Raw genomic sequence first — 13,948 nt, forward strand, 5'->3', positions numbered from 1 at the left:
CTGCAGTCATCATTTTTCCTCATGCGAACGAACATCGATATTGATGCCAAGTTCCCTTTCAATCTTATCGATGATTTTGCCGCCCCGTCCGATAACTCTGGGGATGTCTCGCTGCTCAAGATAAACGATAACCCCCGAATCCGACCCCATTGACACATCCACATGTCCACGCACGTATTTGCCAATCTCCCTGTAAACCTCCTTTTCTGCAAGCCGCCATGCAGGCTTAACCTGCGCCTCGACGGGCATTACCACGACCTGGTCACCATACGTGTAAATTTCGTATTCCACTTCTTCCGTCTCAAAATCCAGCACCTCGATGACAGGGCGCGCCAAATCCTCTTCGAGCATCCCAGCAGGGACTTTAACGGTAAATTTTATCTCATATACTTTGGAGACCACTCCCTTGTCGATGAACACTATCATATCGACGATTTGTGGAATGATGCCCAGTTCAACCCTTCCTATGAGCCGCTGGATGGCATCTATGGCCCCGGCGGAATGAACCACGCCGACCATTCCAACGCCAGCCAATCGCATATCTGTGAATACCTCGAAATCGGATGTCTTGCGCATCTCATCGTAAATCGTATAATCAGGTCTGACCAGCAGAAGAATATTCGCGGTATTCGCCATGTTGCCATCGAGGGGAGCATACTGGGTGATCTCGTCCGATACGGGCAGGTCGCGCGGGGATTCCATGGTTTTTACTATGTGCTCATGCGTTTGCAGGAACTCTGCCATGCTGGCGGCAAAGGTGGACTTTCCTGCACCAGGTGGACCCGCAATCAATACTCCCCTGTGCTTTTCAATCAATTTTGCTTTAAGTTCGTCACTTAGCCTATAGTCGTCCAGCCCGACCTTCGCAATAGGGCGCACTGCCGTGATTTCGATTCCGTCGGAAAATGGCGGGCGCGCTATCGCAATCCTCATCGAACCGAGCTGAATCACAGTCGCTCCTTTTCTATCAAACTCGATAAAGCCATCCGGGTCCATCTTTGCCCTCTCGATGAGCTCACGCACCATATCACGCAATCCCTTTTCAGTGCATGGCTCGTTTCCTATTTTCACCAGGCGCATTTTGCCGACAGTGCCCCTCTTTGCCATGGGGAGGACGCGATCCTTTAAATGCACTGACATTGTGTCATCCGTGAAAAAAGATTCGATTTGCAGCGGACCCATCTCTCTCTTTTCAGGATAAAGATAAATGACTTCCAGTCCCTTTGCCCTTGCAACATCCGATTGAACTATATCGCTTGATATAAATACCGCATCATTTTGAATTGCCACAGCCCTGATTATAGAGTCGATCTCCCCTCCTGAGGATAGTTTAATCTGATCTAGCGTAGGGCGCTCACCCACATATTTTAATACGATTTTTTTCTTTTTCGCCAGTTCATTCAACTTTTTGAGTTCCTGCAGACCGTTAAAACCTATGTTCTTGCCCTGGTTTGCATGCGCCTCAAGTTCTGAGACCACCGCCTCCGGTATGATTACTTCGGCACCCTCAAACTCTCCGCTCTCTATTTTGGCGGTGATTCTGCCATCGATGATTACGCTTGTATCTGGAACGAGTTTCATGTTTGCTGTTTATTGTCATGATATGGTATATATCTGTGGGGTTCTAAGCAGAAATGATGATTTCAAAACAGTTAATATCTGTGTTGGTATTTGTAGCCACGATTTTATATGGTGGTCGTTGGTAAGTAGTTAGATGAAATCGCGTTTTTGTGTAGGAAAGGATATATATAAATGTCGTATTAATATGGTATTGGGGTGATATCAATGGTGCAAGCACTAATTAATATATCTGACCATACTAACAGAATATTAAACATTATCAAAGCGAAGTATAGTCTGAGGGATAAATCTGAGGCCATCGATGTGATGGCCCAACACTATGAGGAGGAAATACTAGACCCCGAGTTGGGGCCTGAGTACATAGAAAAAGCGTTAAAAATCCAAAAACAAAAACCCATTGGGGTAGGAGGCATTGAGGAACTTAGAAAGAGGTATGAGTAAATGTATTCCTTGGCAATAAAACCAGAGTTGGACAAGGTACTAAAGAAGTTGGTGAAGAAAAACAGAAAACAGTACGAAATCGTTATGAAAAAAGCCGAGGAAATCATTAGAAACCCTCACCGATATAAAAATTTGAGACGTCCTTTGCAAAATTGGAAAAGAACACATGTCGGTAAACATTTTGTACTAACGTTCTCTATCGAGGAAGATACAAAAACAGTAACACTAGAGGATTTTGATCACCATGACAACATTTACAGGCATTAATAACACCAAAACGCAACTCTGCGGAAACTTTTGGTCTCCTTACATCGCCTTGCCCCTCGGTCATATAACACAGCATATACACTTCGGACTTCGTCCTCGCCCTTTGGGACATTTTACTATCGCAAAACGTCGTATATGTTAGAACCATTAGACGAAATTGAGCCCAACTTAAGAAAACGTTTAGCAGGCGAACCTAGTTGAACTTGGAACATTTTACCTGCCAAACTCTTTTTCAGAATCATCTAAACGAGTTGTTTCCCCTTCCTTATATTCTTTTAGACTTTCTTCAAGTCTTTTTCTTCTTCTGTGGTTAAAATAGTAATTCCACATCTACCATATGCTTTTTAATGTAATTGTTTTTAGTTCTTCTACGATTTCTTTAGGAATAGTTGTTTGCATCATATTTACAGGTGATCGAGAGACATACTTAAATGTTATTGTGGTCAAGGGCCATTCTCATCTCGAACCTTTTCCGGCTCGAATACCTTTTCAGCGAGGACATTTCCGTCCACATCCCTGTAAAAACAAGACATGTATCCCATATGGCATGCTCCCCCGACCTGGTCCACCTTCAGGAGAACGGCATCGCCATCACAATCAACACGAATTTCATGCACGATCTGCTCGTTGCCCGATTCCTCGCCCTTTCTCCAAATCCGGTTTCTGCTTCTGCTCCAGTAATGCGCCCGCTTGGTCTCAATGGTCCTCCTCAGCGCATCCTCGTTCATATGGGCGAGCATCAGCACTTCGCCGGTCTGACGATGCTGTGCGATCGCGTGAATCATGCCATTCTTGAAGTTAAACCTCTGGAGCATCATTCCTCTAATTATGACTAAAGCATTAAAAATGTTTGTAACTCTCTGGTCCTCCATCATCATCGCTTCTTTACCTCTCGCATCACTTCTTTATGGAATAACGCCAGAAGGTCACTCAGAAGGCCGAAGACGAATATCTGAACGCCCATCATGATCAGCAGAGTGGCAAAAATCGTCATTGGAATGCGGGTTATTCCTCTAAGCCACTCCAGTGTCACGTAGATTCCAAGACCGATACCCGCTATTATGAAAATAGCTCCAAATATGCCGAAATATAGCAAGGGATTGTGTGTTTTAGTAAGTTGATATATCGTATATCCGATCTTGATACCATCTCTAAGGGGGTTGAGCTTGGTGACAGCTCCTTTGTGTCTGGAGCAATATGTTATCGGCACCTCTATTATTTTCTGATTCTTTTTTACTGCCTCTATGGTGGTCTCAACTTCTATCTCAAATCCAGTCTTGTTCAGCTCCAATTCTTTTATGGATTTTTTGTTAAATGCCCTGTACCCGGACAGAATATCAGTGATCCATGCGCCGTATGCAAGGCTAAATAATTTGTTTAGAATTCGATTGCCAAAGAGATTCAACCTTGTGAATGCTCCTTTTTGCGGTGATGCAAACCTGTTGCCGATGACCTGATCTGCGCCGCCGTCCCTTATCGCCTCCAGCAACCTGTCCACTTCTTCTGGAAGATACGTCCCATCGCCATCGATCATCACGGTGACCTCTTCGTCGATCATGTCAAATGCTTGCTGAAGCGCCCGTCCCTTGCCTTTCCCCTTTTGAGTTACGACTTTGGCACCAGCATCCTCCGCTATTTTGACCGTACCGTCGGTGCTGTGCCCATCGATGACCAGGATGTTCGAAAATCCCATGGATTTGAACTTGTGAACTATCTCGCCTATTGTGTGCGCTTCATTGAGCGTTGGAATCAGAATGCAGACGTCTTCTTTCATTTGATGTTCACCTAAAATGTCTCCAGTCTTAGCCCAGATATTCGCGAGAAATGTTTTACGTTATTGGTCACTAAAATCTCTCCATGAGTTATGACAATGCAAGCGATCAGAACATCCACTTCGCCTACATCATCCCCTTTGTCTCGCAGGCTGTTTATTATTTTCCCAAACACCTCACAGGATGGGATCGAAAAATCCAGTATGTCTAAGTGCGATAGTAGTTCTCTCACTTTTTTCGTCTCTTCAATTTGTTTGCCTGTCCTGTAGGCTCCTTTGAACAACTCACATGCATTTAACGGCGTTGTGGTCAGTGTTTCTCCCCTCAAGGTCAGCTCCTCAAGTTTCTTTTCTGCCCTGCTGTTTCTCCTTAACAATTCCACCAAAAAATTGGTGTCAAGGCAGGCCATTAAAGACGCACATCCCCTAATTTCTGTTTTCTTGTCTCCGTCATCGCTTCTTCAATGCTATTTGCCAGCTCCTCATCTGGCTTAAGTGATCTGATATACCTTAGAAGATCCTTCTTTCCCGTCAGTTTGAGTATGGTGTTGGTAAAACTCTCATCTCTCTCTTTTTCACTTACCAGTCGATTGTATGCCTCTTCTGTTATAGAAATCGTTTTGGTCGCCATGTTCATCACACTGTGTATGTGTATGTATGTGTATATAAGATTTTTGTCTTATACCTTTTCCGCCATACTGCCATTCATTCAACGTTCTCTTGGGAGATATTTTTCAATAGTCTTAAAGATTTCATCTTTTCGTTTTGGATTAAGAGAGACTTCTAAGCCATATGATGTCGGCTTTGAAAGCAATAATCCAGATTTAATCAAATCATGCCCCACTTCTTTTGCCTCTCCCCTCAAATGTTCTGGGTATTCCTGTAGATAGTTTATCAAAACTTGTATGAGCTTTGCCCCATTTACCACGCCTTTTCAATTTCTTTAATATAGTTGCCTTCAACAGTGACTTAGTGTCCATATTTTTATACATTGATAATAAGTTATATAAACATACTCTTCCTTATTGAGTATGCATGGAAGATAAAACATTATTCTTAGAATTTTTCGGAACTGAAACCCCGATATTGAAGGTCATAGACTTCTTGATGGACAATGAGGCATTCGATCACTCGAAAACAGACATAACGAAGGGTGCAGGCATTAGCAGAGCGACTCTTTTCAACATATGGGGCATCCTAAAGGGAAACCACATCGTGACCAAGACCAGAGAGATTGGAAGGGCCGAGATGTATAAATTGAACACGTCAAATCCAATCATAAAGAAGCTGATGGATTTGGATGATGCAATATCCAACTACTATGCAGAGCAATCACTCATGAGTAAAAGGATCATGCCAATAAAAGTACAGCAGATATAATCATAACTGTTACATTTGCTTACGAGGATTCCCATTTTGCCATAGAATAGGAGACATTGCGTTAAGGAACATATTCAAATATCTTCACCTGTCTGATCTCTCTGCCTTCTATCATGCCAACCATCGTGGGCGATTCATAAACAAGTCGATAATGCTCAAGCCCCTCCAACGGCACAGGACTGATGAACGGAGATGCCCCAACTATCCTATAGTTCGGAAGGTCTTGTGCAGCTATAAATTCTCTTGCCGCAGTATATGTGGGGAACAACTGGCTTGATGTAACCACTCTAAATGTCACCCTTCCATCTGTCCTCTCCTCGTATGAGATAACCCAAGTTGAATTATCAGGAATAACTTCCTCTCCTCTGAAAATATGTAATCTCGTTACCATTGAACGATAGAAATCAGGGTAGTATAAGAATGGATCGCCTGGCTTTACTGGTCGCAGCACCACACCTTCCGGGGTAATCTCCTCGATAAAATACTCTCCAAAGAATCGCGATGTGTCTCCTTCTGCAAACGTAGCCATCGCCCAGAACTTACCGGTCGCCATCGAGATATCTGTGATCACGTATCTTGTGCCAAGTTCATCAAGTATCCAATTAGCAGTGGACTCGTTCGTGGCGGTGAAGAACGTGGATGCACCTGGAATGATAGTCCCATTCGGTCCAGGACCGCCTATGCCTGCCTGAAATGGATTTGCATTCGGGATGCGGCGGGCATAATATGTGATGATGTGCCCATAGTCCCACCAGCTCATCACGCTGTATGCTCCTTCAGGATATGAAAATCGCTCTCCAGGCAGCGGCGCCTCATAGATGCCATAGTAATCAACGCCAGGGTCAGGCGTATTATATCTCATCCACACCAGGGCAGAGTACCAGTCCCAGTCCACCCCAGGGCCATGTCTTGCTGCCTGCACGGTAATACCAAGATTCGGATATATCAAGAGCAACGCGACCAATACCACGACGAGCACATGACCGAGCTTGACATATCTCGAGATGAATCTGCTCAGGTCGCTCGAATCACTTACTCTTTTCTTAAAGTTCTCATATAGTGCACCCAATCCGCCAAATTCCAGGAGTTTTATGCCAAAGTATCCAGAGAGAATCGCGAGGTTCACCGCTAAGTAGTATCCGAATCGGTTCTGGGAGAACGTGGCAAGAAGCGTGGCTATACTCCATACAAGGAGAAGGGTTTCTGGTGCTCTCCACTCCCTCATGACTCTATAGCCGAGCATCACCATGGCGATGAGTCCGATGTATAGGGTAGTCGTGAAATTGAACCATGCAAGCATAAGTGTAAACTCCCCGCCCCTGAAAAACATCGGCTGAACCTCTGCTATGGTCAGCGCACCGCCCACTGGCATGAATATTCCAAATGCCCCGAACAGCGAGCCGAACAGAGCAGGGCTGAACAAGTACATGCTTCCCAGGCCCACGGTGCCGATTCCCATCAACACAAAGGGATAATGGCTTCGACTGATGTTTTGGCGCTCCATTATCCTTGGGACGATACTCAGCACTAAAAACACCAGGATTCCCAGAATAAACGACAATATGTGCATCCTACCGTATTGGCCAACGCCCTCCAGAATGATATGTGCAGCCATCACTGGCGGAAACACGAACGTGGTCATGCCAACAATGCAGAGTCCATCGGATGATATGTTTTTCATATGATTGGCAGCGAATTGAGCCACGGCATATACGACGATGATAAACGCGAACATCGGAGCCCCTGGCCAGGATAACAGGAAAAAACCCAGCATAAGTCCAGCCAGTGCAGAATACATCAGTGGAGTTTTCAAGACATTCCAGTCTCTATTCAACACATGCTCAAATCTCAATTCCTCTGCCCTTTTGATGGCCATTATGAAGAAAAGAATCGTTGTGGTGCCGAAAAGTATTTCGAGAACGTGATGGTCTGCGAACCCCAATATCGTTCGTGATAGGAATTGACCAGGCATGACTGCCAATATAAGTGCCGACAACAAACCAATTCGCCTGTCGTCAAATATCTCTTTGGCAACGAAATACGTCGCGAGAACGACCAGCGTTCCGCCAACTGCTGGAAGGAAGGCGCCCACAAGTTCTATCGTGCGTCTGGTCGGTATCCCTCCGCCCCCTATAATTGCCTCAACGACAAATGCAATGATTGCAACTATCCAGGTGAACAACGGCCCAAAGTGGAGGGGGGCGCCATAGGGAAAGTGCGTGAAAGGGTCAAAGAAGATTCTGTGCGGAAAGTTATGAACAGTGTTTTCCACAAGGCGCATATGATATACTGCATCGTCAGCAGCTACTCGTATCAGGTCGCCGACGAATATGCTGTCCCATGGTAAGACTACCCTGATGTAGAATGCGAGCGCAACTATGGCGACCAGCAGCACATTGTAAATCGATATGCGACTCAAAACAGTTGGTTGCTCTGTTTTCTCGATTTTTTCCTCGTATTCTGCCTTCAATCGCTCATATATCGCCTCGGTAATTTTGCCCTGCTTATATTCTCTTTCCAAGTTTTCTATCGATGAGCGGAGCCTAGCAATGGGGGTAGTTCTAAAAAGATTGCCACTCTGGCTGGCTTCTTTGCCCGATAATTTCAGTTCCGGTTGCTTTGGCTTATGTCGCGCCTTGAACTTCTTTTTTCTTTTCCTGCCCATATCATATCCTTATCATACAGATTTGATAATTGTCATTATGATCAACCACATCACCAGGAATATTAAGTACAATGGTATTATAAGTATCAATGTTGCCAAGTTCTGCCAGAATGTAGTTGGGCCCAGCCATAGTAATATATAGATGGTTGGAACTAAGGGGACTCCCACTATAAGAACGAAACCTGCTACAGATCTTAAAAAGCCCATCATCTTCTTTTTATATCCTTTAATCTATTAAAGGCTTGTTGCTAAATGATATCACCAACTGTTTTGAAGATGCTATTTGTTGCCGATTCTGTTTATTACATCGCAGTACTTAGATGCAACCGTATCCCAGCCGAGGTCTGCTAAATTACATTTGACCTCTATTGGGCGTTCATAACATTTAATGAGTGCCCTTGCAATCGCATCTGCATCCCCGGGTGGGATGAAGAGAGTCCCCTCGTATTTGGACATGGACTCCTCCAGTCCGCCAACATTGGAAACGATGATGGGTTTTTTGTAGCACATTGCTATGTGGGCTGCGCCGCTCTGTGACGCCCTTGTGTATGGAAAGACGATTACGTCGGCGGCTGAAAAATATAGCGGAATATCTTTATCGGAAACATATTTTGGCATCAATGTTATCTGGTCCCTGCGTTTTGATGCCGCAACTCGCTCAACCACTTCATCTCCACCTTCCCAGAGCTCTCCGACGATGAGCAGTCTTGCATTCTTCGCTACTTCTTCTGGCAATCGTTCGAATGCGTCAATGAGATATGGAATTCCTTTATATCTCCTGATCAACCCAAAACTCAAAATGACGAACTTTTCCTTAATTTTCAGCGCAGACCTGGCTTTTTTCCTGTCGATTTGTTTGTAATGGTCGTAGAGCCCGAGTGGAATGGTGTGTATTTTTTCTTCATCGAGGCGATATTTCGATGCGATCAATTCCTTATCAAAGTTGGAGTGTGTGACGTATGCATCTGCCTTATGGGTCAATAGGCGGCCAGCTATACGTGAATATAACCTGATCGGCAAGATTGCCTCCTCTAACGGATCGACAACCTCGTGAAACTCGATGATGAGTTTTGATTTCAGAGATAGAATATTTAACATCTTCAAGACAAGGTGCATGTGTGCCACAGAAGACGTCCACCATTGTAGTATAATCACATCAGGATTCTGCTTTTTGATAAAGTGAAATGCCCTAATCCAGCTCAATGGCGAATTGTAATCCATGCCATCATAAACCGTGACGTTAGGCAAGAATTCAAGGTCTGATATCTTTTTTCCAACGTGCTCTCGCCCCGGAAACAAAAATTGGGGCAATAATTTTCTTAAACAGACCACTGACACGTTATTTGATGTTGATAGTGCATTAGCGAGGCGGATTGTATAATAGCTCAACCCGCTGAGGAACTGCTTAGATGGACCAACGATGCATATGTTTCTCATCGTAACTTTAACACTAATGAAGCGGTGAGGATTTATAAGTAGCTCTTAGGAGTTAGTCGATTAAAAATAAACATAATATCACTCAGAATTTAATAATAGTTCTTTTATCGTTTTTTCGAACTCCTTTAATGCTCCCAAGTCGTTTTGGAGTACATTGTATATCTCATCAAGGTCTAATCTCCAGTAGATATGGACCAGCACGTTTCTGAGACCTGCCAGGTCGGACACGGACTCACATAGTTGGCGGGTAAGATGTCTGACTCGCGGAGTATTTCAAAAGTTAAGTCGCCGGCTTTCTCAATTTTTTCTTGACTATCAAGTGATTAGCTATATCGATGATGGACTGGATCGATACCAGCATGGCATGGAGCACCCCGTCCCTCTTGTCCCCGTCCCATTTCAAATCACCAAGGCTTATCGACCTGTACCTGCCCCAATCTTTTAAAGTAGCATCAAGCTCCCTGAGGTGCCACATTGCTCCTTTTCTACCCAGCATTACCTACGCCTCCGCGAGAAATCGCTCATCCAGCCACATGCTTGTCTCCATATAGTCAAGATACTCTCTCATAGCCGCCTCCTCATATCCGATACGCCCATATTCATCCTTGCAAAAGACCAGTTCACTGCTGCTTATAACATTATACTGGAAATCGATAGGGGACGAGTCCAGAATTTTGACATCGAACTCATGCTTTGGCTTAATTTCGTCTTCCAATTTCCTCGCAACCTGTATGGGAAATCTGAAACGTTCGTATGGGCCAAGCTTTTCCGGGGTTAAAACGGCAACATCCACGTCCCTGAAGTCGTCACTGACCAAAAAAGAACCGAAAACGTAGCCGAGGTCGACTTCCAATCCGGAAAGTACTTGTTCAATTCTCTTTATGATTGCTTTCTTTTCCATGAATATGCCTATCCCTACTTTAGTTGCATCACTATTCAAGCCCCTCGTCCACAAGGTCACTTGTGCCCTTGAATCTAGATAAGGTTCGTTAACATCTCTAACTTTTCTATTTGTATTTTAACCTCCTAAACTCTTTATTCCTAAACTCAACTTCAATCTTTTATCGATTTCCTTCATTGTTTCATCAGGTAAACGTCCCAACCTTCTCGTAACGAGTCTGCGTGGCACGATCATAGTTCATAGACGTCTTCCTCTTCACTATCCCAAATATTCTTTAGCGCCTGTTGTTGTAGCAACAAAGAGCTCTCATCGATATAGGTATCGGTTTCTTCTTCATGCACAAGCCTTAAAACCAGAATATCATCCTCGTCAGCCAACAATTTGAACCGCATGCCTGCCCTTAACCGCATCTTCTCAAGGCTTCGCTTTGGGATTGATAAATATCCATCTTCCGTGATTTCTACGTACAGCGTCATCTTTTATCTTTTCACCCCTATGTTATGTATTCATATTACCTCTTTTTAAGACTTTGCGTAATATTTTTCAAAGTTGCATCACTATATTAAACTTTCAAGCCCCCCGTCCACAAGCTTAGTAAATGCAAAAGAGATCGATAATATTTTCAGAGTGACTGGCTACGGCTCTTGCCAATTGGTACACTGGAAAAGTTTTGATAAACGATTAGGTATATATACATTTAGGTTAATGTTGATGTAGGTGATAGCATGTATGTAAGAACCACGATACAATTAAGGGAGGATGTGTATCAGATGCTCAAAAAAGACGCGGGTTCGAGGAGAATGTCAGAAAAGATAAATAAAATCCTTACTGAAGCACTTTTCAAAAAGAAGAAAACCCTCTTTGGAACGATGCCAAAAATAGGGATAGGTGATCTAAGAGATCACAAGGACAGGATATGATGTTGATCGATTCTTCTGCGTGGATTGAGTACTTTATGGGGACTGAAAAGGGTGAAAAGGTACGAAAAATTATCGATGATGATGAGCAAGTATACATCTCTCCGGTGGTATTGGCGGAAATATATTCGAAATCGATTCGAACAGATGGAAAACAGGATGAAAGAAGGGATTTTATGGTAAAAAGATGTGTGGTTGTTTCAATCGACGAGAGAATTGCCGTTCAGGCAGCCAAGATTCATGCAGAGGCGAAAAAGGATATAAAAAACTTTGGACTTGCAGATGCATTTATACTTGCAACTGCCAGAGAAAGGGAGATAAAAGTGTTGACAGGAGACCGGCATTTCAGGAACTTCCCGGAGGGCGTAATGCTTTGAGCCCGTGTTCAAATACCATGAAGACAAAATCTGTCTCTAAGGGATGTGCCTTGATCACTTTGACGGAATCGTCAGTAGAGGGTAAAATGGTGTAAAGAAAATGGGCGGTGGAGACCCCCTAATATAAATGTTAACTAACCAAAAGCTTGAACAAGGTTTAGGTATAAACTTCATAGAAGGAATCTCGATGACCATAATATCCGATCTAAAGAAAAAGTGCCAAGACAGATTCGGAGAGAATCTGTTATCTCTGGTATTATTTGGTTCTATTGTTCGGGGAGGAGCTACGGAAGGTTCTGACATAGATGGATTGGTGATAGTAAAAGGATTGGAGAAAGATTGGAGGGCCAGAGACAAAATTACTCTGGAATTAGAGGAACTGGGTTTTAGGTACGAAAAAACGATCCACCTAACGTTGGTTGGGGAGAAAGACATGGATCTTTCGATAAACTTCGGATCCCCGCTAATGTTTGAAATTTATGATGCAAATGAAGTTATCTTTGACAAAAATAATTTTTTTGAGAAGTCCATGGCCAAATTCGAAAAAAACATGAAAAAATGGAAAGCAAAAAAGACTGCTTATGGAGAATGGGACGTTCCTGGACTGGCGGTGATTAGCAGTGGGACCTGACACCAGAGCTATTGCAGAAGCCTTGATGATAGAAGCAAAGTCAGATCTAAACTCTGCACAAATTTTGTTTGAAGGGGGAGAGTACAGCAGATCTATCTATCACTCTCAGCAAGCGGTTGAAAAAGCCATGAAGTCATGTCTTGCACTGGCGGGAAAAATGATCACAGATAATCATTTTGTATCAGATAGATTTACACACACGTTCTCAAACATGCCCAATGCTTTGAAAATCGCGAAAGATGCAAAATATCTGGAACGTCAAGGGACGAAAACGAGATATCCGATGTTCAGAGATGCGACAAGACCCATATGGATACCATCCAAGGAATATACAAAGTCAGACGCAGTAGAAGCTTTTGAAAAAGCCGAATCCGCTTTCGATGCGATTATTGGATTCATGGAGGATGAATATAAAATAACGTTCGAGTTGGAATGAGGCATATTAACCAAGATACGAGTTCGATTGCTTTGACGGAATTGTCAGTAGAGAGCAAAGAATAAGATGAAAATAGCCCAAGTTTGCCCCAGATACCATCCAGATATCGGTGGCGTGGAAACGCATGTAAAGGCGATCAGTGAGCGGTTGGTAAAATATGGATTGGATATTGAAGTTATATGCACAAACCCTTTTAGAAAAAGCGTTTACGGAAAAACGCCCCACAGGGAAGAAACAATCAATGAAGTAAAGGTAACACGATTCAGGTCAATCGCACCTAACGATGCCTTTTTCTTTGCACCGGGGATTTATAATTATCTTAAAAATCGAGACTACTACGTAATTCATGCGCACAGCTATCATGCGTTTCCAGCGTTATTTGCCGCCTTTGCCAAAAAGGGTCGAAAATTAGTTTTCACACCCTATTATCATGGAGCAGGGCATTCATTCATCCGAAATATACTCCTCAAGTCATATCGCCCGCTTGGAGCAAGGATATTTAAAAAAGCAGACAAAGTAGTATGCGTATCGCAGTTTGAGTTGAATTTGATAAAAAAGCATTTCAACGTTCCTGCATCTAAGTTAATCCACATTCCTAACGGCATAAATTTAGATGAGTTCAGGGATGTTAAACCACTCGAAAGGAAGCATAAAACGATCTTGTTCGTAGGGCGTCTCGAAAAATATAAAGGTGTGCAGCACATCATCCAAGCGTTGCCGTTACTGGAAGAATATCGATTGGAGATTGTAGGAACAGGACTATATGGGCAAGAATTGAAAAAATTGGCAAGTAAACTTGGTGTAAGCGAGAGGATTGACTGGATAAAGGAGCTTTCAAGAGCCGAATTATTGCGACATTACAAATCCGCTGATGTTTTCGTCATGCCATCACAGTTTGAGGCATACGGGATTACGGTGGCAGAGGCGCTTGCAAGTGGGGTTCCTTGCATCGTGGCTACGGGAAGCGCTCTTGAAGAATTCGTGGACGATGAAACATGCATAGGCATGAGTCATCCGATAGAAAGTGCTCTCCTTGCCAGCACAATAGAATCTGTGTGCAGCCGACGTGCAAATAAAGTCAAAAATTTAATGGATTGGGATGAAGTTGTGAATAAATTGACTAAGATTTACGATGAAAAGTAAA

The 13,948-nt window shown here is 43.5% G+C and carries 20 protein-coding genes; 8 read left to right on the forward strand and 12 right to left on the reverse strand.

The window, feature by feature from the left end; genetic code table 11:
• Nucleotides 1-9: 9 nt before the first annotated feature.
• Nucleotides 10-1,581 carry a PINc/VapC family ATPase gene (locus BME93_03530; protein ID ATZ61186.2) on the reverse strand — a complete coding sequence of 524 codons (1,572 nt, stop codon included), beginning with the start codon at nt 1,579-1,581 and terminating at the stop codon, nt 10-12.
• A gap of 204 nt (nt 1,582-1,785) precedes the next feature.
• Between BME93_03530 and BME93_03535 the strand changes: the two genes are divergently transcribed.
• Both BME93_03535 and BME93_03540 read left to right on the forward strand, forming a co-directional pair.
• Nucleotides 1,786-2,022 (forward strand): DUF2683 family protein, encoded by a 237-nt coding sequence (locus BME93_03535; GenBank protein ATZ61781.2) that lies wholly within the window; start codon nt 1,786-1,788, stop codon nt 2,020-2,022.
• Nucleotides 2,023-2,289, forward strand: coding sequence for a hypothetical protein (locus BME93_03540; protein ID ATZ61187.2), 267 nt, complete (start codon nt 2,023-2,025; stop codon nt 2,287-2,289).
• 443 nt (nt 2,290-2,732) lie between these two features.
• Here the strand turns inward: BME93_03540 and hisI are convergent, their stop codons facing one another.
• From hisI to BME93_03565, 5 genes are all read right to left on the reverse strand, one after another.
• Nucleotides 2,733-3,104: a phosphoribosyl-AMP cyclohydrolase gene (hisI, locus tag BME93_03545; GenBank protein ID ATZ61188.2), complete on the reverse strand. Its 372-nt coding sequence runs from the start codon at nt 3,102-3,104 to the stop codon at nt 2,733-2,735.
• A gap of 59 nt (nt 3,105-3,163) precedes the next feature.
• Nucleotides 3,164-4,063, reverse strand: a complete 900-nt coding sequence (gene aglJ, locus BME93_03550) for an S-layer glycoprotein N-glycosyltransferase AglJ (GenBank protein ID ATZ61189.2) — start codon at nt 4,061-4,063, stop codon at nt 3,164-3,166.
• An 11-nt stretch (nt 4,064-4,074) separates the two neighbouring features.
• On the reverse strand, nt 4,075-4,470 hold the full coding sequence (locus tag BME93_03555; protein ATZ61190.2) for a type II toxin-antitoxin system VapC family toxin: 396 nt from the start codon (nt 4,468-4,470) through the stop codon (nt 4,075-4,077).
• Nucleotides 4,470-4,697, reverse strand: a complete 228-nt coding sequence (locus tag BME93_03560) for an antitoxin VapB family protein (protein ATZ61191.2) — start codon at nt 4,695-4,697, stop codon at nt 4,470-4,472. Before BME93_03560 ends, BME93_03555 begins: the two co-directional genes overlap by 1 nt.
• 196 nt (nt 4,698-4,893) lie before the next feature.
• A complete protein-coding gene (locus tag BME93_03565; GenBank protein ATZ61192.2) occupies nt 4,894-5,040 on the reverse strand; it encodes a hypothetical protein in 147 nt (48 codons plus the stop codon).
• A gap of 55 nt (nt 5,041-5,095) precedes the next feature.
• Between BME93_03565 and BME93_03570 the strand changes: the two genes are divergently transcribed.
• Complete coding sequence (locus tag BME93_03570; protein ATZ61193.2) at nt 5,096-5,440, forward strand: hypothetical protein; 345 nt, start codon at nt 5,096-5,098, stop codon at nt 5,438-5,440.
• Between the two features lie 61 nt (nt 5,441-5,501).
• Here BME93_03570 and BME93_03575 read toward each other — a convergent pair whose 3' ends face one another.
• The 6 genes from BME93_03575 to BME93_03600 form a co-directional block, all read right to left on the reverse strand.
• Nucleotides 5,502-8,105 carry an oligosaccharyl transferase, archaeosortase A system-associated gene (locus tag BME93_03575; protein ATZ61194.2) on the reverse strand — a complete coding sequence of 868 codons (2,604 nt, stop codon included), beginning with the start codon at nt 8,103-8,105 and terminating at the stop codon, nt 5,502-5,504.
• Between the two features lie 279 nt (nt 8,106-8,384).
• Entirely contained in the window at nt 8,385-9,542 is a 1,158-nt protein-coding gene (locus tag BME93_03580; GenBank protein ATZ61195.2) for a glycosyltransferase, read from the reverse strand.
• 78 nt (nt 9,543-9,620) lie between these two features.
• Complete coding sequence (locus tag BME93_03585) at nt 9,621-9,770, reverse strand: DUF86 domain-containing protein (GenBank protein ID ATZ61782.2); 150 nt, start codon at nt 9,768-9,770, stop codon at nt 9,621-9,623.
• Between the two features lie 52 nt (nt 9,771-9,822).
• A complete protein-coding gene (locus BME93_03590) occupies nt 9,823-10,038 on the reverse strand; it encodes a DUF86 domain-containing protein (GenBank protein ATZ61196.2) in 216 nt (71 codons plus the stop codon).
• Between the two features lie 3 nt (nt 10,039-10,041).
• Nucleotides 10,042-10,482, reverse strand: a complete 441-nt coding sequence (locus tag BME93_03595; GenBank protein ATZ61197.2) for a nucleotidyltransferase domain-containing protein — start codon at nt 10,480-10,482, stop codon at nt 10,042-10,044.
• A gap of 191 nt (nt 10,483-10,673) precedes the next feature.
• Nucleotides 10,674-10,919: a hypothetical protein gene (locus BME93_03600; GenBank protein ATZ61198.2), complete on the reverse strand. Its 246-nt coding sequence runs from the start codon at nt 10,917-10,919 to the stop codon at nt 10,674-10,676.
• A gap of 249 nt (nt 10,920-11,168) precedes the next feature.
• On the opposite strand from BME93_03600, the gene BME93_03605 reads away from it, so the two are divergent.
• The 5 genes from BME93_03605 (at nt 11,169) to BME93_03625 (ending at nt 13,947) form a co-directional block, all read left to right on the forward strand.
• The gene (locus BME93_03605) at nt 11,169-11,363 is read left to right on the forward strand and encodes a hypothetical protein (protein ID ATZ61199.2); all 195 of its coding nucleotides are present in this window, start codon (nt 11,169-11,171) and stop codon (nt 11,361-11,363) included.
• A complete protein-coding gene (locus BME93_03610) occupies nt 11,360-11,737 on the forward strand; it encodes a type II toxin-antitoxin system VapC family toxin (GenBank protein ID ATZ61200.2) in 378 nt (125 codons plus the stop codon). Before BME93_03605 ends, BME93_03610 begins: the two co-directional genes overlap by 4 nt.
• Nucleotides 11,738-11,864: 127 nt before the next feature.
• The gene (locus BME93_03615) at nt 11,865-12,368 is read left to right on the forward strand and encodes a nucleotidyltransferase domain-containing protein (protein ATZ61201.2); all 504 of its coding nucleotides are present in this window, start codon (nt 11,865-11,867) and stop codon (nt 12,366-12,368) included.
• A 25-nt stretch (nt 12,369-12,393) separates the two neighbouring features.
• Nucleotides 12,394-12,804, forward strand: a complete 411-nt coding sequence (locus BME93_03620; protein ATZ61202.2) for a HEPN domain-containing protein — start codon at nt 12,394-12,396, stop codon at nt 12,802-12,804.
• A gap of 66 nt (nt 12,805-12,870) precedes the next feature.
• Nucleotides 12,871-13,947: a glycosyltransferase family 4 protein gene (locus BME93_03625; GenBank protein ID ATZ61203.2), complete on the forward strand. Its 1,077-nt coding sequence runs from the start codon at nt 12,871-12,873 to the stop codon at nt 13,945-13,947.
• The last annotated feature ends 1 nt before the right edge of the window (nt 13,948 follow it).

Source organism: Methanosarcinales archaeon Met12 (assembly GCA_002813105.2).
Classification (GTDB): domain Archaea; phylum Halobacteriota; class UBA148; order UBA148; family JAJOKI01; genus JAJOKI01.

Excerpts from the sequence above, each read along its gene's own strand:
- BME93_03530 (ATZ61186.2), bottom strand. The coding sequence starts at position 1,581 with ATGAAACTCGTTCCAGATACAAGCGTAATCATCGATGGCAGAATCACC.
- BME93_03535 (ATZ61781.2), top strand. The coding sequence starts at position 1,786 with ATGGTGCAAGCACTAATTAATATATCTGACCATACTAACAGAATATTA.
- BME93_03540 (ATZ61187.2), top strand. The coding sequence starts at position 2,023 with ATGTATTCCTTGGCAATAAAACCAGAGTTGGACAAGGTACTAAAGAAG.
- hisI (ATZ61188.2), bottom strand. The coding sequence starts at position 3,104 with ATGCTCCAGAGGTTTAACTTCAAGAATGGCATGATTCACGCGATCGCA.
- aglJ (ATZ61189.2), bottom strand. The coding sequence starts at position 4,063 with ATGAAAGAAGACGTCTGCATTCTGATTCCAACGCTCAATGAAGCGCAC.
- BME93_03555 (ATZ61190.2), bottom strand. The coding sequence starts at position 4,470 with ATGGCCTGCCTTGACACCAATTTTTTGGTGGAATTGTTAAGGAGAAAC.
- BME93_03560 (ATZ61191.2), bottom strand. The coding sequence starts at position 4,697 with ATGAACATGGCGACCAAAACGATTTCTATAACAGAAGAGGCATACAAT.
- BME93_03565 (ATZ61192.2), bottom strand. The coding sequence starts at position 5,040 with ATGGACACTAAGTCACTGTTGAAGGCAACTATATTAAAGAAATTGAAA.
- BME93_03570 (ATZ61193.2), top strand. The coding sequence starts at position 5,096 with ATGGAAGATAAAACATTATTCTTAGAATTTTTCGGAACTGAAACCCCG.
- BME93_03575 (ATZ61194.2), bottom strand. The coding sequence starts at position 8,105 with ATGGGCAGGAAAAGAAAAAAGAAGTTCAAGGCGCGACATAAGCCAAAG.
- BME93_03580 (ATZ61195.2), bottom strand. The coding sequence starts at position 9,542 with ATGAGAAACATATGCATCGTTGGTCCATCTAAGCAGTTCCTCAGCGGG.
- BME93_03590 (ATZ61196.2), bottom strand. The coding sequence starts at position 10,038 with ATGCTGGGTAGAAAAGGAGCAATGTGGCACCTCAGGGAGCTTGATGCT.
- BME93_03600 (ATZ61198.2), bottom strand. The coding sequence starts at position 10,919 with ATGACGCTGTACGTAGAAATCACGGAAGATGGATATTTATCAATCCCA.
- BME93_03605 (ATZ61199.2), top strand. The coding sequence starts at position 11,169 with ATGTATGTAAGAACCACGATACAATTAAGGGAGGATGTGTATCAGATG.
- BME93_03610 (ATZ61200.2), top strand. The coding sequence starts at position 11,360 with ATGATGTTGATCGATTCTTCTGCGTGGATTGAGTACTTTATGGGGACT.
- BME93_03615 (ATZ61201.2), top strand. The coding sequence starts at position 11,865 with ATGTTAACTAACCAAAAGCTTGAACAAGGTTTAGGTATAAACTTCATA.
- BME93_03620 (ATZ61202.2), top strand. The coding sequence starts at position 12,394 with ATGATAGAAGCAAAGTCAGATCTAAACTCTGCACAAATTTTGTTTGAA.
- BME93_03625 (ATZ61203.2), top strand. The coding sequence starts at position 12,871 with ATGAAAATAGCCCAAGTTTGCCCCAGATACCATCCAGATATCGGTGGC.